The 19,313-nt window shown below is 71.9% G+C and carries 16 protein-coding genes; 12 read left to right on the top strand and 4 right to left on the bottom strand.

Annotated features, from left to right (window positions below):
* Positions 1–52: 52 nt before the first annotated feature.
* The 10 genes from M8542_RS06690 (at position 53) to M8542_RS06645 (ending at position 11,996) form a co-directional block, all read left to right on the top strand.
* The gene (locus M8542_RS06690; RefSeq protein WP_257919121.1) at positions 53–1,570 is read left to right on the top strand and encodes a sugar ABC transporter ATP-binding protein; all 1,518 of its coding nucleotides are present in this window, start codon (positions 53–55) and stop codon (positions 1,568–1,570) included.
* Positions 1,567–2,607: an ABC transporter permease gene (locus M8542_RS06685; RefSeq protein WP_257919120.1), complete on the top strand. Its 1,041-nt coding sequence runs from the start codon at positions 1,567–1,569 to the stop codon at positions 2,605–2,607. Before M8542_RS06690 ends, M8542_RS06685 begins: the two co-directional genes overlap by 4 nt.
* Positions 2,600–3,607: an ABC transporter permease gene (locus M8542_RS06680; protein WP_257919119.1), complete on the top strand. Its 1,008-nt coding sequence runs from the start codon at positions 2,600–2,602 to the stop codon at positions 3,605–3,607. The genes M8542_RS06685 and M8542_RS06680 overlap by 8 nt, the downstream gene beginning before the upstream one ends.
* Before the next feature lie 5 nt (positions 3,608–3,612).
* Positions 3,613–4,674: a rhamnose ABC transporter substrate-binding protein gene (rhaS, locus tag M8542_RS06675; protein WP_257919118.1), complete on the top strand. Its 1,062-nt coding sequence runs from the start codon at positions 3,613–3,615 to the stop codon at positions 4,672–4,674.
* A gap of 67 nt (positions 4,675–4,741) precedes the next feature.
* Positions 4,742–5,086: an L-rhamnose mutarotase gene (locus M8542_RS06670; protein ID WP_257919117.1), complete on the top strand. Its 345-nt coding sequence runs from the start codon at positions 4,742–4,744 to the stop codon at positions 5,084–5,086.
* On the top strand, positions 5,083–6,246 hold the full coding sequence (rhaI, locus tag M8542_RS06665) for an L-rhamnose isomerase (protein ID WP_257919116.1): 1,164 nt from the start codon (positions 5,083–5,085) through the stop codon (positions 6,244–6,246). Before M8542_RS06670 ends, rhaI begins: the two co-directional genes overlap by 4 nt.
* A 2-nt stretch (positions 6,247–6,248) precedes the next feature.
* On the top strand, positions 6,249–8,267 hold the full coding sequence (locus M8542_RS06660; RefSeq protein WP_257919115.1) for a bifunctional aldolase/short-chain dehydrogenase: 2,019 nt from the start codon (positions 6,249–6,251) through the stop codon (positions 8,265–8,267).
* 9 nt (positions 8,268–8,276) lie between these two features.
* Positions 8,277–9,698: an L-fucose/L-arabinose isomerase family protein gene (locus tag M8542_RS06655; RefSeq protein WP_257919114.1), complete on the top strand. Its 1,422-nt coding sequence runs from the start codon at positions 8,277–8,279 to the stop codon at positions 9,696–9,698.
* 44 nt (positions 9,699–9,742) lie between these two features.
* Positions 9,743–11,092, top strand: coding sequence for a rhamnulokinase (locus M8542_RS06650; RefSeq protein WP_257919237.1), 1,350 nt, complete (start codon positions 9,743–9,745; stop codon positions 11,090–11,092).
* Positions 11,093–11,237: 145 nt separating this feature from the next.
* Positions 11,238–11,996, top strand: coding sequence for an NPP1 family protein (locus M8542_RS06645; RefSeq protein ID WP_257919113.1), 759 nt, complete (start codon positions 11,238–11,240; stop codon positions 11,994–11,996).
* Here M8542_RS06645 and M8542_RS06640 read toward each other — a convergent pair.
* The 4 genes from M8542_RS06640 to M8542_RS06625 form a co-directional block, all read right to left on the bottom strand.
* Entirely contained in the window at positions 11,993–12,589 is a 597-nt protein-coding gene (locus M8542_RS06640; protein WP_257919112.1) for a mycothiol-dependent nitroreductase Rv2466c family protein, read from the bottom strand. The two genes, M8542_RS06645 and M8542_RS06640, sit on opposite strands and share 4 nt — an antisense overlap.
* A gap of 67 nt (positions 12,590–12,656) precedes the next feature.
* Complete coding sequence (locus tag M8542_RS06635; RefSeq protein ID WP_257919111.1) at positions 12,657–13,265, bottom strand: response regulator transcription factor; 609 nt, start codon at positions 13,263–13,265, stop codon at positions 12,657–12,659.
* Positions 13,262–14,338: a sensor histidine kinase gene (locus M8542_RS06630; protein WP_257919110.1), complete on the bottom strand. Its 1,077-nt coding sequence runs from the start codon at positions 14,336–14,338 to the stop codon at positions 13,262–13,264. Before M8542_RS06630 ends, M8542_RS06635 begins: the two co-directional genes overlap by 4 nt.
* 10 nt (positions 14,339–14,348) lie before the next feature.
* Positions 14,349–14,738, bottom strand: coding sequence for a hypothetical protein (locus tag M8542_RS06625; RefSeq protein ID WP_257919109.1), 390 nt, complete (start codon positions 14,736–14,738; stop codon positions 14,349–14,351).
* Between the two features lie 121 nt (positions 14,739–14,859).
* Between M8542_RS06625 and M8542_RS06620 the strand changes: the two genes are divergently transcribed.
* Together M8542_RS06620 and M8542_RS06615 are read left to right on the top strand one after the other, a co-directional pair.
* Entirely contained in the window at positions 14,860–15,903 is a 1,044-nt protein-coding gene (locus tag M8542_RS06620) for a LacI family DNA-binding transcriptional regulator (protein WP_257919108.1), read from the top strand.
* A 142-nt stretch (positions 15,904–16,045) separates the two neighbouring features.
* Entirely contained in the window at positions 16,046–19,255 is a 3,210-nt protein-coding gene (locus M8542_RS06615) for a TIM-barrel domain-containing protein (RefSeq protein WP_257919107.1), read from the top strand.
* Positions 19,256–19,313 lie beyond the last annotated feature (58 nt).

Raw genomic sequence — 19,313 nt, 5'->3', positions numbered from 1 at the left:
ATAGTAGCGTCACCGCACCAGATTTGTGAAACCTTTCAATCCGGAGGTCGCGATGACGCGGCAGGACTCGGACCGGCCGCCTCTGCTGGAGGTGCGCGGGGTGACGAAGTCGTTCGGCGCCGTCGCGGCGGTGGCCGGGGTGAGCTTCGGCCTGTACGGCGGGGAGGCGCACGCCCTCGTCGGGGAGAACGGCGCCGGCAAGTCGACGATCGTCAAGATGCTCGCCGGGGTGCACAAGCCCGACGACGGCACGCTGCTGCTGGCGGGCCGGCCGGTCGAGTTCGGCTCACCCGCCGACGCGAAGGCCGCCGGCATCGCGGTGATCTACCAGGAGCCGACGCTCTTCCCCGACCTGTCGGTCGAAGAGAACATCGTCATGGGCCGCCATCCGCGGCGCAGCCTCGGCCGCATCGACCGGGCGGCCATCCGTGCCGAGGCCGAGCGGCTGTTCACCCGCCTCGGCGTCCGGATCGACCCGGGTCGCCCGGCCCGGGGCCTGTCCATCGCCGACCAGCAGATCGTCGAGATCGCCAAGGCGCTCAGCGCGGACGCCCGCGTGCTGGTGATGGACGAGCCGACGGCCGCGCTCAGCCGCGTCGAGGTCGAACGGCTCTTCACCGTCGCCCGGACGCTGCGCGAAGAGGGTGCGGCGATCATGTTCATCTCGCACCGCTTCGAGGAGATCACCGAGCTGTGCCAGCGCGTGACGATCATGCGCGACGGCAAGCACGTCTCCACCGACCTCCTCGAAGACGTCACGGTCGACGACATGGTCAAGCGCATGGTCGGCCGCGACCTGGACGCGCTGTTCCCCAAGCAGGACGTCGAACCCGGCGCGGTGGTCCTCGAAGTCGAGGGCCTGGCCCGCGAAGGCGTCTTCCGCGACATCTCGTTCTCGGTGCGCGCCGGGGAGATCGTCGCGTTCGCCGGGCTGGTCGGATCGGGACGATCCGAAGTGGTCCAGGCCGTGTTCGGGGTGGACGAACGCGACGCCGGTGTCGTGAAGATCGGCGGAAAGAAGCTCAAGCCGCACTCGTCGCGGGCCGCGATGGGCGCCGGGATGGCGCTGGTGCCCGAAGACCGGCGCCAGCAGGGCCTGATCATGGACCTCTCGATCGAGCGGAACGTGACGCTGCCGCGCTCCCGCGCGCTGTCGAAGCTCGGCTTCCTGACCGGCGCGAGCGAACGGCGGGAAGCGAGCCACTGGACCGAGCGGCTGCGCACGAAGTACCGCCGCCTCGGTGACCCCGTCGGGACGCTCTCCGGTGGCAACCAGCAGAAGGTCGTGCTCGCGAAGTGGCTGGCGATGGCGCCGAAGGTGCTGATCGTCGACGAGCCGACGCGCGGGATCGACGTCGGCACCAAGGCGGAGGTGCACCGGCTGATGTCGGCGCTCGCGGCGGAAGGCGTCGCGATCGTCATGGTGTCGTCGGAGCTGCCCGAGGTGCTGGGCATGGCCGACCGCGTGCTCGTCATGCGCGAGGGCCGGATCGTCGCCGAGCTGCCGCGGGCCGACGCGACCGAAGACAGCGTCATGTTCGCCGCGATGGGCCAGGGAGCCGCCGCATGACCGTGACCAAGGAGGCCCCCGTGACCGGGCAACCGGTTGTCCGAACGCGCCGGTCGTGGACCGCGAACGTCTTCAAGGCGCGGGAATCCGGCATCGTCCTCGCGCTGATCGTGCTGGTCGCGTTCACCGCGACGCAGAACTCCCGGTTCCTGTCGGGCCAGAGCATCCGCGACATCCTGCTCGGCACGGCGATCCTCGCGGTGCTCGCCGTCGGCCAGGCGATCGTGATGATCACCCGCAACATCGACCTCTCGGTCGGCTCCGTGCTGGGCCTCGCGGCCTTCGCCGTCGGCTCGCTGATGCGCGACAACCCCGGCCTGCCGGTGGTCATCGCCGTGCTGGTCGGCGCGGCCGTCGGCGCGGTCTGCGGACTGGTGAACGGCGCGTTGGTGCGGTTCGGCCAGGTGCCCGCACTGGTCGTCACCCTCGGCACGCTCTACGCCTACCGCGGGGTCAGCTACTTCTGGGCCGGCGGCCAGCAGATCAACGCCGACAAGCTGCCCGCGTCCTTCCTGGACTTCGGCACGTCGTCGCTGCTCGGGGTGCCGTGGCTGGTGCTGATCGCGGTGCTGGTCCTGGTCGTCGCCGGGATCGTGCTGCGCAGCTACCGGGCCGGCCGCGAGCTGTACGCGATGGGCTCGAGCCCGCAGGCGGCGAAGCTGGCCGGCATCAAGGTCGGCCGCAACACCAGTGCCGCGTTCCTGGTCAGCGGCGCGCTCGCCGGCCTGGCCGGGGTCCTGTTCGCGGCGCGCTTCGGCACGGTGGACGCGGCCGCGGGCACCGGCTACGAGCTGAACGTCGTCGCCGCGGCCGTGGTCGGCGGGGTGGCGGTGTTCGGCGGCAGCGGTTCGGTCTGGGGCGCGGGCCTCGGTGCGTTGCTGCTGACCGTGATCGGCAGCGCGCTGGCCGTGCTCGACATCAACCAGTTCTGGCAGCAGGCGATCGTCGGCGCGCTGATCCTGCTGGCCATCGGCGCCGACCGGCTGGTCGCGGTCCGCGTCGCGAAGGCTCTGAAGAAGAGGGATTCCCATGTCTGACCAAGGGAACCGGCTCGGCCGGCTGCTCAGCTGGGACGCCGCCGTCGTCCTGGTGACGGTGATCGTGCTGATCGTCGCCTCCGGGGCCGTCGAGAACTTCGGCACCAGCCGCAACTTCACCTTCCTGCTGCTCGACCTGCTCCCGATCGCGCTGGTCGCGCTGCCGATGACGTTCATCATCGTCACCGGCGAGATCGACCTGTCGGTGGCGAGCACCCTCGGGCTGACGTCGGCGGTGATGGGCTCGCTGTGGGACGCGGGCCTGTCGATCGAGACGATCATCCCGCTCTGCATCGTGCTCGGCGCGGTCCTCGGCGCGTTGAACGGCTTCTTCGTCACCGTCCTGAAGCTGCCTTCGCTGGCGGTCACGATCGGCACGCTCGCGCTGTACCGCGGCCTCGCGTTCGTGGTGCTCGGGGACGGCGCGGTCGCCGACTTCCCGCGGGACTACACGAGCTGGGTCACCGGGACCATCGGCGATGGCCCGATCCCGAACGTCCTGGTGCCGCTGCTGGTGGTGGCGCTGATCTTCGGCGTCGTGCTGCACGCGACCCCGATCGGCCGCGGCGTGTTCGCGGCCGGCGCGGGGGAGCAGGCGGCCCGGTTCGCCGGCATCCGCACCGGGCGGCTCAAGTTCTGGCTGTACGTCGTGAGCGGCGCGGTCGCCGGGCTCGCCGGGATCCTGTGGACCCTGCGCTACTCCAGCGCCCGCGCCGACAACGGCTTCGGCCTGGAACTGGCCGTCGTGGCCGCCGTGCTGCTGGGCGGCGTGTCCATCTTCGGCGGCAAGGGCACGCTCCCCGGCGTGCTCGCCGGGGTGGTCCTGCTGGCGACCCTGCAGAACGCGCTGCGCCTGCAGGACGTCTCGAACGAAGCCCTCAACATCGTGACCGGCGTGCTCCTCATCGTGTCGGTCCTGCTGCCCAACATCGTGTCCTCGGCCCGGACGGCACTGCGCCGGCGGAGCCGGGCGACTGCTCCGGTATCCCCAGAAAGGTGACGAAGATGTCCCGACGGTTCCTCACCGGCGCAGTGTCGGCCGGGCTGGTGCTCGTGCTGGCCGCCTGCGGCGGCACGACCAAGAACGACAGCAGCGGCTCCGGCGCGCAGCAGTCGACGGCCACGGCGAACCCGAACGCCGCGGCCGCGACCGGCGTCAAGATGGCGTTCCTGCCCAAGCAGCTCAACAACCCCTACAGCGACATCGAGGTCAGCGGCGGCAAGGACGCGCTGGCCGAGCTGAAGGGCGAGTACAAGCTGGTCGGGCCGAACGACGCCAGCGCGTCTTCGCAGGTCAGCTACATCAACACGCTGATCCAGCAGCAGCAGGACGTCATCGGCATCGCGGCGAACGACCCGAACGCCGTCTGCCCGTCGCTCAACCAGGCCCGCAGCGCCGGCATCAAGGTCGTGGCCTTCGACTCCGACGCGGCGAAGGACTGCCGCGACGTGTTCATCAACCAGGCGACCACCCAGGGCATCGGTGAGGCCTTGGCCAAGCAGGCCAAGGACCTCTCCGGCGGCTCCGGCGAGATCGCGGTCCTGTCCGCGACGCCGAACGCCACGAACCAGAACGCCTGGATCGAGGTGCTCAAGAAGGAGCTGGCCAAGCCGGAGTACGCGAACATCAAGCTGGACAAGGTCGCCTACGGCAACGACGACGACCAGAAGTCCTTCCAGGAGGCCCAGGGCCTGCTGCAGTCGTTCCCGAACCTCAAGGTGATCGTCTCGCCGACCACCGTGGGCATCGCGGCCGCCGCGCGCTACGTCAGCTCGTCCAGCTACAAGGGCAAGGTCGCGGTGACCGGCCTGGGCACGCCGAACCAGATGCGGGCCTTCGTCAAGGACGGCACGGTCAAGCAGTTCGCGCTGTGGAACCCGGCCGACATCGGCTACCTCGCCGCGTACGCGGGTGTCGCGCTCAAGTCGGGCCAGATTACCGGCAAGGAGGGCGAGAAGTTCAAGGCCGGCAAGCTCGGTGACTACACCATCGGCGCGAGCGGCGAGATCGTCCTCGGCCCGCCGACGACGTTCGACGCGAACAACATCGACAAGTTCAACTTCTGACGGTCTTCCGCGGCCGGGTGCGGATCGCCGCCCCGCACCCGGCCGCGGAGTCCACTAAGGACGGACAGTGTCCCGTTACTGCTTCTGCCTGCAGGTCAAACCCGACCGGAAAGCCGAGTACGCGCGGCGGCACCGCGCGGTCTGGCCCGAGATGCGCCAGGCCCTGCACGAGACCGGCTGGCGCAACTACTCGCTCTTCCTGCGCGAGGACGGTCTCCTGATCGGCTACGTCGAGGCGGACGACCTCGAAGCCGCGCAGGCCGCCATGGCGCGGACCGAGGTCAACACCCGCTGGCAGGCGGAAATGGCGGAGTTCTTCACCGGACTCGATGGTGGCCCGCCCGACGAAGGCTTCCAGTTGCTCGAAGAGGTCTTCCACCTCGAACCCCCCACCGTCGCGGAAGGACAGTGATCGCTGTGGATGTGAAAGCGGCTCTGCGGGCCCAGCGCATCGAAACGCCGTCGTGGGCGTACGCGAACTCGGGTACGCGCTTCAAGGTGTTCCCGCAGCCCGGGGTGCCCCGCACCCCCGAAGAGAAGATCGCCGACGCGGCGACCGTGCACCGCTTCACCGGCGTCGCGCCGAAGGTGGCGCTGCACATCCCGTGGGACAAGGTCGACGACTACGGCGCACTGACGGCCTTCGCGCGGGACGCCGGGGTCGAGATCGGCGCGATCAACACCAACGTGTTCCAGGACGAGGACTACAAGCTCGGCTCGGTCACCAACCCCGACGCCGGCATCCGGCGCAAGGCCACCGACCACCTGCTCGAAGCGATCTCCATCATGGACGCGACGGGTTCGCGCGACCTCAAGCTCTGGTTCTCCGACGGCATCAACTACCCGGGCCAGGACGACCTGCGCGACCGCCAGGACCGGCTGGCCGCGGCACTTCGCGAGACGTACGACCGGTTGGGCGACGACCAGCGGATCCTGCTGGAGTACAAGCTCTTCGAGCCCGCCTTCTACGCCACCGACCTCCCCGATTGGGGCACGTCGTACGCGCACTGCCTCGAGCTGGGGGAGAAGGCGACGGTGTGCATCGACACCGGCCACCACGCCCCGGGCACCAACATCGAGTTCATCGTGGCGTTCCTGCTGCGCGCCGGGAAGCTCGGCGCGTTCGACTTCAACTCCCGCTTCTACGCCGACGACGACCTGATGGTCGGCGCGGCGGACCCGTTCCAGCTGTTCCGGATCATGTACGAGATCGTCCGCGGCGACGCCCTCGACCCGGCGTACGGGATCGCGTTCATGCTCGACCAGTGCCACAACATCGAGGCCAAGATCCCGGCGATCATCCGGTCGGTGATGAACGTCCAGGAGGCCACGGCGAAGGCGCTGCTCGTCGACCGCGCCGCGCTGCGCACCGCCCAGCAGGCGGGCAACGTCCTGGAAGCGAACGCCGTGCTGATGGACGCCTACAACACCGACGTCCGGCCGCTGCTGGCCGAGCTGCGCGAGGACGCCGGGCTCGACCCGGACCCCGTCGCGGCGTATGCCCGCAGCGGGTACCAGGAAAAGATCGTGGCCGAGCGCGCCGGCGGCACGCAGGCCGGATGGGGAGCATGACGATGACCGTGCCGGAGCAGCTCATCGCGCGCAGCAACGCGCTCGGAGCCGACCCGCGCAACACCAACTACGCCGGTGGCAACACCTCGGCGAAGGGTTCGGTGACCGACCCGGTCACCGGCTCGCCCACCGACGTGCTGTGGGTCAAGGGCTCCGGCGGCGACCTCGGGACGCTGAAGGAGTCCGGGCTGGCCGTGCTGCGGCTCGACCGGCTGCGGTCCCTGGTGGACGTCTACCCGGGTGTCGAGCGCGAGGACGAGATGGTCGCGGCGTTCGACTACTGCCTGCACGGCCGGGGCGGGGCGGCGCCGTCGATCGACACCGCCATGCATGGTCTCGTGGAGGCCCCGCACGTCGACCACCTGCACCCGGACTCCGGCATCGCGCTGGCCACCGCGGCCGACGGCGCCGCGCTGACGAAGGAGTGCTTCGGCGACCGCGTCGCGTGGGTGGACTGGCGGCGACCCGGGTTCCAGCTCGGCCTCGACATCGCCGCGGTCAAGGCCGCGAACCCCCAGGCCATCGGCGTGATCCTCGGCGGGCACGGCATCACGGCGTGGGGTGCCACCTCGGAGGAGTGTCAGCGCAACTCCCTCGACATCATCCGCACGGCCGGGGAGTTTCTGGCTTCGCGTGGCGTGGCCGAGCCGTTCGGTCCGGTCGTTCCCGGCTTCGAAGCACTGCCCGAGACCGAGCGCCGTGCCCGGGCCGCGGCCCTGGCGCCGGTGATCCGCGGGCTCGCCTCGACGGACCAGCGCGTCGTCGGCCACTACACCGACAGCGACGTCGTGCTCGAGTTCCTGGCGCGGGAGAAGCTGGCACCCCTGGCCGCGTTGGGGACCTCGTGCCCGGACCACTTCCTGCGCACCAAGGTCCGGCCGCTGGTGGTGGACCTGCCCGCGACCGCGTCGCTGGAGGACGTCGTCGCGCGGCTCAAGGAACTGCACGGGGAGTATCGCGACGAGTACCGCGCCTACTACGAGCGGCACGCGACATCCGAATCGCCGGCGATGCGGGGCGCGGACCCGGCGATCGTGCTCGTGCCCGGGGTCGGCATGTTCTCCTTCGGCAAGGACAAGCAGACCGCGCGCGTCGCGGGGGAGTTCTACGTCAACGCCATCAACGTCATGCGTGGCGCGGAGGCCGTCTCGACCTACGCGCCGATCCCGGAAAGCGAAAAATTCCGGATCGAGTACTGGGCGCTCGAAGAGGCCAAGCTGCGGCGGATGCCGAAGCCCAAGCCCCTCGCCGGGCGGATCGCGCTGGTCACCGGCGCCGGATCGGGCATCGGCAAGGCCATCGCGCTGCGGCTCGCCGCCGAAGGCGCCTGCGTGGCGATCGCCGACCTCAACGCCGACGCGGCCGCCGAGGTGGCGGCGGAGACCGGCGGGATCGCGGTCACCGCCGACGTCACCGACGCCGGCGCGGTGCAGGCCGCGGTGGACGCCACCGCGCTGGCGTTCGGCGGCATCGACCTGGTCGTCAACAACGCCGGGCTGTCCATCTCGAAGCCGCTGCTGGAGACGACCGAGCGCGACTGGGACCTCCAGCACGACGTCATGGCGAAGGGCTCGTTCCTCGTCGCGCGGGCCGCCGCCAAGGCGATGATCGCCCAGGGCATCGGCGGGGACATCGTCTACATCTCGTCGAAGAACTCGGTGTTCGCGGGCCCGAACAATGTCGCCTACGGTGCCGCGAAGGCCGATCAGGCCCACCAGGTCCGGCTGCTGGCCGCCGAGCTGGGCGGGCACGGCATCCGCGTCAACGGAGTCAACCCCGACGGTGTCGTCCAGGGCTCCGGCATCTTCGCCGGCGGCTGGGGCGCGCAACGCGCCGCGGTCTACGGCGTCGAAGAGGCGAAGCTCGGCGAGTTCTACGCCCAGCGGACCATCCTCAAGCGCGAGGTGCTGCCCGAGCACGTCGCGGCCGCGGTGTTCGCCCTCACCGGCGGCGACCTCACCCACACCACCGGCCTGCACGTGCCGGTGGACGCCGGGGTGGCCGCCGCGTTCCTGCGTTAAGGAGTTGCGATGACCCTCGACCGCATCACGCCGCGCAAGACCCGCGTCGGGCTCGTCGCGGGCGGGCTCGGCGCGTACTGGCCGCAGTTCCCCGCGCTGCTGCCACAGCTGCAGGAATCGGCCCGGCGGGTCTCCTCGCGACTGTCCGGAATGGACTGCGAAGTCGTCGACGTCGGGTTCGTCTCCGACGCGGTCGAAGGCGCCGCGGCCGCGGAGAAGCTGCGCGCGGCCGGCTGCGACCTCATCGTCGGGTTCCTGACGACGTACCTGACGTCGAGCATGCTCGCGCCGATCGCGCAGCGGTCGGACGCGCCGGTGCTGCTGCTCAACCTGCAGCCCACCGAGGCGATGGACCACGAGTCCTTCGACACCGGCGCGTGGCTGGCCTACTGCGGCGCGTGCCCGCTGCCGGAGATGGCCAACGCGTTCCGCCGGCTCGGCGTCGAGTTCCGCTCGGTGTCCGGGTACCTCGAAGACGAGCGTGCGTGGACGCGGATTTCCCGGTGGATCAAGGCGGCGGGCGTCCGCGCGGCGTTGCGGCACGGGCGGCACGGCCTGCTCGGGCACCTCTACCCGGGCATGCTGGACGTCTCGACCGACCCGACCCTGGTCTCGGGCCAGCTCGGCGGGCACGTCGAGATCCTGGAGATCGACGACCTGCGGGTGCGGGTGGAGAAGGTCTCCGACGACGAGACCGCCGCGCGCGTCGCCCTGGCCCGCGAAGTGTTCACTGTGGACGAGTCCGTGGTGGACGAAGACTTCGCTTGGGGCGCACGGGTTTCGGTGGCGCTCGACCGCCTGGTCGACGACTTCGCCCTGGACTCGCTGGCCTACTACCACCGCGGTCTCGACGGCGAGACGCACGAGCGGGTCGGCGCCGGGTTCATCCTCGGCGCTTCCCTGCTCACCGCGCGCGGCATCCCGGCGGTCGGGGAGTACGAACTGCGGACGTCGCTGGCGATGCTGGTCATGGACCGGCTCGGCGCGGGAGGCTCGTTCACCGAGCTGCAGGCGCTGAACTTCCACGACAACGTCGTCGAGATGGGCCACGACGGGCCCGCGCACCTCGGCATCAGCGCCCGCAAGCCGCTGCTGCGCGGCCTCGGTGTTTACCACGGCAAGCGCGGGTGGGGCGTGTCGGTGGAGTTCGACGTCAAGCACGGGCCGGTGACGCTGTGCGGGCTCGGGCAGCGCCGCGACGGGACGTTCACGCTCATCGCGGCCGAAGGCACGGTCGTGCCCGGGCCGCTGCTGCGGATCGGCAACACGACGTCCCGCGTGGACTTCGGCTGCGACCCGGGGGAGTGGACCGACGCCTGGTCGGCCAGCGGCATCGCGCACCACTGGGCGCTGGGCACCGGCCACCGCGTCGGCGAGCTGACGGCGGTCGCGGACCTGCTCGGCCTGGAGCTGACCGTGGTGCGCCCGTGAAGCGAGTCGCGGCCGTCGACCTCGGCGCGTCGAGCGGCCGGGTGATGGCCGGGACGGTCGGCGCCTCTGCTTTGCGCGTCGAGGAGGTGCGGCGGTTCCCCAACGGCGGGGTCCAGGCGGGCCCGGCGTTGTACTGGGACGTCCTGGGGCTCTACCGCGAGACCCTGGCCGGGATCCGGGAAGCCGGCCCGTTGGACGGGGTCGGCATCGACTCGTGGGCGGTGGACTACGGGCTCCTGGACGAGCGCGGCGCGTTGCTCGGGAACCCCGTCCACTACCGGGATCCGCGCACGGACGGGATCACCGTTCCGGTGCCCGACCGGGAGCTCTACGACGTGACGGGGTTGCAGCAGCTGCCGTTCAACACGCTGTACCAGCTGGTGGCCGAAGGCGACCGGCTCGACGCGGCCGCGACGATGCTGCTGATCCCGGACCTGCTGAACTACTGGCTCACGGGTTCGCTGGGGGCCGAGCGGACGAACGCGTCGACCACGCAGCTCTACGACGTGCGCGCGCGGACCTGGGCCACCTCGCTCGCCGTCCGCGCGGGGATCCCGCCCCGGCTGCTCCCGCCGTTGCGCGATCCCGGCACGGTGGTGGGCGAGGCCCGTGAACCGGCCGGCCTGCCGGTGATCGCGGTGGGTTCGCACGACACCGCGTCGGCGGTGGTCGCGGTGCCCGCTTCGGGACCGGACTTCGCGTACATCTCCTCGGGGACGTGGTCGCTGGCCGGGCTGGAGCTGCCGGCCCCGGAGCTGAGCGACGCGGCCTTGGCGGCGAACTTCACCAATGAAGGCGGCGTCGACGGCACGATCCGCTTCCTGCGCAACGTGATGGGCCTGTGGGTGCTGTCGGAGACGCTGCGGACGTGGTCCACTTCGGACCTTCCCGGCCTGCTCCGCGCGGCGGCCGCGTCGCCCGGCCTGGCGGCGGTGGTGGACATCGACGCGCCGGAGTTCCTGCCGCCGGGGGACATGCCGTCCCGTATTTCCGCCGCCTGCGAGGCGACCGGTCAGCGCCCGCCGTCTTCGCGCGGTGCGCTGGTCCGATGCATCCTGGACAGCCTGGCGCTGGCGTACCGCCGCACGCTCCGGGCGGCGGCCGCGATCACCGGCCGCACGTTCGACGTGGTCCACATCGTCGGCGGCGGGGCCCGGAACGAGCTGCTGTGCCGGCTGACGGCGGACGCGTGCGGGGTGCCGGTCCTCGCGGGCCCGGTGGAGGCGGCGGCGCTGGGAAACGTACTGGTCCAGGCCCGCGCCCTCGGCGAGGACCTCCCCGACCTGGCGTCGATGCGGGCCCTGGTGCGCGAGACCCAGGAGGTGCGTCACTACGAGCCCTCGGGCGCCGGCGACTGGGATGCGGCGGAGGCCCGGCTGGCGTTGTGTCGCTGACCGGGCAGAACTGCGCGGAAGTCCCCTTCTCCCGGCGCCTTCCGGGCACACTCCGCCCGGCACGGTTGCCGGCCCGGACCGCCCGCGGCGAGCCTGAGCACGGCCCGGTCGGAAACTTTCCGACCAAGACCGAGGGAGTACCGCGATGGCGCACCGAACCCGCACCCTGACCGCCGCGGCCGCCGCCTGCGCGCTGGCGCTGACCTTCCCGGGCACCGCCGCCGCGGATCCGCCGAGCGCCCTGCCCGGCAACGCACCCGACTTCGAGAAGACCTTCCGGCCCGCCTTCGACTACGACAAGGACGGCTGCTACCCGACCCCGGCCATCGGCCCGGACGGCGCCATCGCGCCCGGGCTGTCCCTCGGCGGTGACACCAACGGTCACTGCCGCGACTCCTGGGACCTCGACAACACCAACTCCTACTCCCGCGAGAAATGCAACAACGGCTGGTGCGCGGTGATGTTCACCCTCTACTTCGAGAAGGACCAGGCCTCGCTCGGCCCGGGCAGCGCCGGGCACCGCCACGACTGGGAGCACGTCGTCGTGTGGGTCAAGGACAACCAGGTCGAGTACGTCGCGACCTCGCAGCACGGCGGCTTCGCCGTCCACGACCGCGCGAGCATGCGCTTCGAAGGCACCCACGCGAAGGTCGTCTACCACAAGGACGGCGGCTCGACGCACTGCTTCCGCGCCGCCAACGGCAACGACGACCCGCCGGAGAACCACCAGGGCGCCTGGCAGTACCCGACGCTCGTCGGCTGGGACGGCTACCCGGCCGGGATCCGGGACAAGCTGACCCAGGCCGACTTCGGCAGCGCCACCTTCGGCATCAAGGACGACCAGTTCGCCGGCAACCTCGGCAAGGCCAAGCCGGGCGGGATCCCGTTCGACGAGAACGCCTAAGCCGTCACCGGGCTGCTGCGCCCGCGCTTCAGCTCGAAGAACCCGGGTGTGCCGGTCACCAGGAGCACGCCGTCCCAGAGGCGCCCGGCTTCCTCGCCGCGCGGGAGCGGGCTGACGACCGGGCCGAAGAAGGCGTTGCCGTCGACGTGGATCGCCGGGACGCCGAGGTCCTCGCCGATCGGGTCGAGCGCCGCGCGGTTTCCGGCCCGCAGGTCCTCGTCGAGGTCCGTCGAGCCGGCGGTGTCGGCCAGCGACGCGGGCAGGCCCACCGAGGTCAGCGCGTCGACGATCGTCGCGCGGTCGACCGGCGCCTTGTCACGGTGGAGGCGCGTGCCGAGCGCGGTGTAGAGGTCGCGCAGGACCTCCTTGCCGTGCGCGCGTTCGGCGGCGAGCAGGACGCGCGCCGGGCCCCAGCGCTCGTCGAGCCACGTCCGGTACCACGCGTCCACGGACCGGCCTTCGTTGTGCAGCGCCAGGCTGAACACGTGGAACCGGGTCCGGACCGCGCGCACCGCCTCCACTTCGAGCAACCACCGCGAGGCGAGCCACGCCCACGGGCACACCGGGTCGAACCACAGGTCAACGGTTTTCACGCGGCTCACGCTAAGCCCGGCAACGGCCCGGCAGAAGATCCAATTCCGGCCCCGCGGATCGGGCCAATCAGAGCCAGCCGCGCTCGTCGGCGATCCGCACCGCTTCGACGCGGTTGCGGGCGCCGGTCTTGGTGATCGCCGCCGACACGTAGTTCCGGACGGTGCCCTCCGACAGGTACAACCGCGACGCGATCTCGGCGACCGTCGCGCCCGTCCGCGCGGTGATGAGCACATCCCGTTCGCGCGCGGTCAGCGGCGATTCGCCCGCGGCGAGCGTGGCCACCGCCAGCGCCGGGTCGACCACCCGCTCGCCGGCCCGGACGCGGCGGATCGCGTCGGCGAGGACGTCCGCGGGCGCGTCCTTCACCACGAACCCCGCGGCGCCCGCCTCCATCGCGCGGCGCAGGTAGCCCGCGCGGCCGAACGTCGTGAGCATGACGACCCGGCAGTCCGGCACCTGCGTGGCCAGCACCGCCGCGGCCGCGAGCCCGTCCAGACCGGGCATCTCGATGTCGAGCAGGGCGACGTCCGGGCGGTGTTCGCGGGCCGCGTCGACGACCTCGTCCCCGCGGCCGACCGAGGCCACCACCTCGAAGTCGTCCTCGAGCGCGAGGAGCGCGCACAGCGCCTGGCGGACCAGCTCCTGGTCGTCGGCGAGCAGCAGACGGATCGTCATGCCGTCACCCGCAGCCGCCAGCCGTGCGGCGCCACCGGTCCGGTTTCGAGCGTCCCACCGGCCGCGGCGACGCGCTCACGCAGTCCCGCGAGCCCGGACCCCTCGCCGACAGACCCGCCGACGCCGTCGTCGACGACCTCCACAATGGACGCCGTGACCGTCACCGCGCACCGCGTCGCGCGGGCGTGCCGGGCCACGTTGGTCAGGCCTTCCCGGACCACCCAGCCGTACAGCTCCTGCCGCGCCGGGCCCACGACATCGGTGGCGGTCGGCAGGTCGGCGGTGACGCCACAGGCGCGGAGCAGCTCGCGGCCGCGGGCCAGCTCGCCGGCGAGGGTGACCTCGCGATAGCCCGACACGGCCGCGCGGACGTCGGTCAATGCCTGGCGCGCCAGCGTTTCCACCGCGGTCATCTCCTCTTCCGCCCGGTCGATGTCGGCCGCTGCCAGCCGACGCGCCAGCGTGCTCTTCACCGTGATCGCGGTCAGCGAGTGGCCGAGCAGGTCGTGCAGATCGCGGGCGATCCGGGTGCGTTCGGCTTCCGACGCCAGCCGCGCGACCTCGGCCCGGGCTTCGACCAGGGCGGCGTTCGCTCGGACGGCCTCGGCGAACGCGTAGACGACCAGCACGGTGAACACGAGCGCGACCGCCTGCGTCCAGCCGACGGTGTCCCACACCAGCCACGGCACCACCAGCGCGGCGAGCGCGGCGATGGCGACGAGCGCGGCGGAGTAGCGGGGGAGCCGCGGGACGGCCAGCGTCACGACGACCAACGCTAGGAAGAACGCTTCGGCGTGTGCGAAGGGGAGCGCGGCGGCGAACAGCGCGGTCAGCACCCCCAGGAGCGCCCAGAACCGCCGCGCGGCCCGCTTCGCGGCGGCGCGCGCGGCGAAGACGTAGCAGCCGGCGAAGGCGGCGACGAGCACGCAGCCGGCCACCGCCGCGTGGCCGCTCGAGTGCTGCAGCACGGCGGGCACGGTCACCGCCGGGTAGACGAGCATGCCCGCGTCGAGCAGCATCACCCGCCAGCCGCGCACCCAGCGCTGCACGTCGGCCGGTTCGGTCCTGTCCACCACCGGCACGCTACCGGGCCCGCAGCCGCCGGCTGTTGACCAGCAGGGTGACGCCGAGCAGGAGCAGCCCGCAGCCGGCCTGCTCGATCCGCAGCCACAGTGGGAACAAGCCGGGCAGGACGACGATGACGGCGATCGCCACCAGCATCACCGCCGAGACGATCCGCAGCCGCAGGAGACCCTTGCGGGAGCCGCGGGCCGCGCTGCGGGCGAAGGCGAACGTCAGCAGCGAGCTGGCGACGACGATGGTCGCGCGGACCCAGACCGCGTCGGTCACCATCGTGTGGTTGTCCCGGAAGAGGACGATCACGAGGAGCGTGAGCACGGAAAGCGTGGCGTAGCCACCGGTGAGCAGCAGCACCGGCCGGAAGCCGGGCGTTTCGGTACGAGTCGTGGTCATGGCGGAAATGCTCGTCGCGGGAGGGGCTCCGGCGGCAGTGCCGTCCCGCAGCGGCCGGCGATGACATTTGTCATCGGCATGGCAGTGGGAGAGCGCTCTCACAGCGTGCTACAAAGGACGGGTGACGACGCATCCGCCCTCGGCGCCGCCGACCCTGGAGGACGTCGCGCGGGTCGCCGGGGTCTCGCGGGCCACGGTGTCCCGCGTGGTCAACAGCGTGCGCAACGTCGACCCGAAACTGCGGGAGACCGTCGAACGCGCCATCGCCACCACCGGGTACGTGCCCAACCGCGCGGCCCGGTCGCTGGTCACCCGCCGCACCGGCGGGATCGCGCTGGTGGTGTCCGAGCCGGAGCGGCACGTCGAGGCGTTCACTGGCGGGGTGTTCGGCGACCCGTTCTTCGGCCGGGTGGTCGAGGGCGTCGTCGCGCACCTGCGCCCGCAGGGCCTGCACCCGCTGCTGATGCTCGTCGACAGCGACGAAGAACGCGAGAAGCTCGTGCCGAAGCTGCGTCAGGAGCAGGTGAGCGGGGTGCTGCTGATCTCGCTGCACCCGGCGGAGGACCCGCTGCCGCGCATGCTGACCGACGCGGGCGTCCCCACGGCGTTGTTCGCGCGGCCGGGCCGGCCGGCGCCGGTGAGCTACGTCGACGTCGCCCACCAGGACGGCGCCCGGCTGGCGGCGGACCGGCTCGTCGCCCGCGGCTGCCACCGCGTCGCGACGATCGCGGGCCCGGCCGGCACACCCGCGGGCCAGGACCGGCTGGCGGGTTTCCGCGACGCGATGGCCCGCCACGGCCACGCGTACCTGACGGTCGCCGAGGGCGACTTCACCGAGCACGGCGGCGAGCGGGCGATGGAGCGGCTCCTGGCCGAGGAACCCGGGCTGGACGGCGTGTTCGTGGCCAACGACCTGATGGCGTACGGCGCGCTGACGGTGTTGCGCGAAGCGGGCCGGCGCGTCCCGGACGACGTGGCGGTGATCGGCTTCGACGACAGCCGGGTGGCGCTGAGCTGCCGCCCCCGCCTGACGACGATCCGCCAGCCGGTCGAGGAGATGGGCGCGGCGATGGCCCGCATGGTGCTGGACCGGATGGCCGACCCGGCCGGCCGCGCGGAGTCGGTGATCTTCGACCCCGAGCTGGTGGTCCGCGACTCCGGTTGAGTGGCCTGCCGGGCAAGGACCGTGGCCTGTCCGGACAGTTCCGCTCGGTGGTCTGGACATCAGGCCGTGGCCTGTGGTCGGATCGAACCGGTTTTCCAACGTTGTAAAACACCGGTCCCCTGACCCGGAACGGAGTTCCGCCGTGCGGACGAGAACAGCGAGAACCCTCCACCTGACGTGCGTGCTGGCCGTCGCGGCGGCCGTCGTCACCGTGGCGACCCCGGCCTCGGCCGGACCCGGCCGCCAAGCCGTCACCGCCGGGAACGCGCGCTTCCAAGTGCTGTCCCCGACGTTGATCCGCACGGAGTACGCCGGCGACGGCCACTTCACCGACGCCGCCACCTTCAACGCCGTCGGCCGCGGGAACTTCACCCCGCCGCTGTTCACCGCCACGACGTCGGGCGGCGTGCTGACCATCCGCACGAGCGCGACCACCCTGACCTACCGGCTGAACTCCGGCCCCTTCGACTCGGGCAACCTCCAGGTGCGCACGAACGCCGGCGCCACGCCGGTCCTCGCGACGCCGTGGCGGCACCTGACCTGCGCGGTCGGCGCCCTGTGCGAGGGTGAAGACCTGACGGCGGACGGCCTCGGCATCGCCACCGACCACGCCGGCTACACCGGCGAAGGCTTCCTGGCCGGCTTCGAAAGCACCGGCACCTCGGCCACCGCCGACGTCGTCGCCACCACCGCCGGGACCTACTCGCTGACCGCTCGCTACGCCAACGGCCAGGGCGGCGACGGCCAGCACGTCACCCGCACCCTGAGCGTCTCCGTCGACGGCGGCGCGGCGCAAAAGCTGACGCTGCCGGTGACCGCGAACTGGGACAGCTGGGCGCTCGCGTCGGTCCCGCTCACCCTCGGCGCCGGGCGCCACAGCGTCCGCCTCGCGCGGACCGCGACCGACTCCGGCAACGTCAACGTCGACGCGCTCGCGGCCCTGCCCGCCGGCGCGGCCTTCCCGCCCGCGTCGGCGCGGGCCTTCACCGGCTGCGCGCCGGACGTCAGCTGCGAGGCGGAATCGGGACTGCGGACCGGCTCGGCCGTGGTCGCGACCGACCACACCGGGTACGCCGGGCGCGGGTTCGTCGCCGAGCTCAACCGCGGCTCGTCGCTGACCCACCGCGTCATCGACGTCGCGAGCGCGGGGACGTACCAGCTGAACGTCCGCTACGCCAACGGCACCGGCGGCGACGGCCGCCACGAGACGCGGACGGCGTCGGTCACTTCGGGCGGCGTGACCCGCACGCTGACCCTGCCGGTCACCGCCGACTGGAACGCCTGGGGCAGCGCTTCGGTCCCGGTCGACCTCAAGGCCGGCACGAACGACGTCGTGCTCGGCTGCCCCGACGACACCAGCTGCCACGTCAACGTCGACACCGTGTCCGTCACCCGGGCGGGTGCCGCGGCGCCGGCGCCGCACCTCGCGCTCGGCGGGTACCGGCGCGGGCTCGACGGCGTCAACGGCGACAACGGCAACCCGTCGCTCACCGAAGGGCTGCTGCATCAGGACGGCTGGTACCTGCTCGACGACAGCCCGTCCGCGCTGTACGACACCGCGACCCGCAAGGCGACGCCGCGGCCGTCGCACGGCGGGAACCCGTACCAGGACGGCTACGTCTTCACCTTCGGCCACGACTACAAGGCGGGCCTGCGCGACCTCGCGACCCTGACCGGGCCGCCGGAGCTGCTGCCGCGCTGGGCCTACGGCGTCTGGTACTCGGAGTACATCGACCGCACCGCGGCCGACTACCGCGACACCATCCTGCCGCGCTTCCGCAGCGAGGGCGTGCCGCTGGACGTCCTGGTGACCGACACGGACTTCAAGGCCCCCGACACGTGGAACGGCTGGCAGTTCGACCGGACCAAGTTCCCGGACCCGACGGCGTTCTTCGCGTGGGCGCACTCGCAGGGCCTGCACAACACGCTGAACATCCACCCCAGCATCATGGGGTCGGACCCGCAGTTCGCCCGGGCGCAGGCGACGGCGAAGGGCAAGCTCGCGAAGTCGAACTGCGGCACGGACTGCTACGTCTTCGACTGGGGCGACCCCGACCAGCTCAAGGCGTACCTCGACCTGCACGCGGACATGATGAAGCAGGGCAACGACTTCTGGTGGCTGGACTGGTGCTGTGACGGCCCGAAGTCGGCCCTGCCCGGCGTCACCCCGGACGCGTGGATCAACCAGCAGTACGCCGACCTGGCCGCCCCGGCGATCGAACGCGGGTTCGTGACGTCGCGGGCGTACGGCTCGCTGCAGGCCGGCGGCTACGGCGGCCCGGTCGGGCTGTCGACCGGACCGTGGGCCGACAAGCGCAGCACGGTGCACTTCACCGGCGACACGTCCTCGACGTGGGGCACGCTGCGGATGGAGGTCGGCGCGACGCCGGGCGAGTCGGCCGCGACCGGCATGTCGGCGATCAGCCACGACATCGGCGGCCACAACGACACGACCGGCCTGCGCGGCAGCGAGACCTACACCTCGGGCGGGCAGCAGCACCAGACGTTCAAGCTGCCCGACGACCTGTACGCGCGGTGGGTGCAGCTGGGCACGTTCCAGCCGATCGACCGGCTGCACAGCAACCACAGCGACCGGCTGCCGTGGCAGTACACCGGTGCGGCGAAGGACTCGGCGACGAAGTTCCTGAACCTGCGCGAGAACCTGGTGCCCTACACCTACACGCTGGCCCAGCAGGCCGCGACGACCGGCGTCCCGGTGGTCCGGCCGACCTACGTGGAGTACCCGGACGAGCCGGCCGCCTACACCGCGGCGGGCAGCGAGTACTTCTACGGGCCGGACATGCTGGTGGCGCCGGTGACGTCGCCGGGCACGTCCGCGACGACGTCGGTCTGGTTCCCGCCGGGCCAGTGGACGGACTACTTCACCGGCAAGACCTACGCGGGCGGCACGACGCAGCAGGTGACCTCGGACCTCGCCGCGATGCCGGTGTTCGTCCGCGGCGGCGGGATCGCCGTCACGCGCACCGCGGACGTCACCAACGACGTCCAGAACCCGCTGAACCGGGTGACGGTGACGGTCGCGCCGGGTGGCTCGGGCTCGTTCTCGCTGTACGAGGACGACGGGACGTCGTCGAAGCACAGCTCGACGACCCGGATCACGTACTCGGAGCGGCGCGGCGCCCACACGGTGACGGTCGAGCCGACGCGGGGCCGGTCCCAGGTCGCCTCGCGGGAGTGGACGGTGAAGTTCCTCGGCGTGCCGGCGGCGCCGTCCCGGGTCCGGGTGGGCGAGGGCTGGGCGCCCTCGTCGGCCTGGAAGTGGGACGCGTCGACGCAGACGCTGTCGGTCACGGCACACGGCGGGCGGGCGCCGGTCACCGTGACGTACTGAGACTGCCGGCGGGCGGAGCCGGCACTGCCGCCGAGGCCATCACGTGGGGTGGTGGCCT

The organism is Amycolatopsis iheyensis, assembly GCF_024703995.1.
Taxonomy (GTDB): domain Bacteria; phylum Actinomycetota; class Actinomycetes; order Mycobacteriales; family Pseudonocardiaceae; genus Amycolatopsis; species Amycolatopsis iheyensis.
This window is presented reverse-complemented; position numbering and strand designations above follow the sequence as displayed.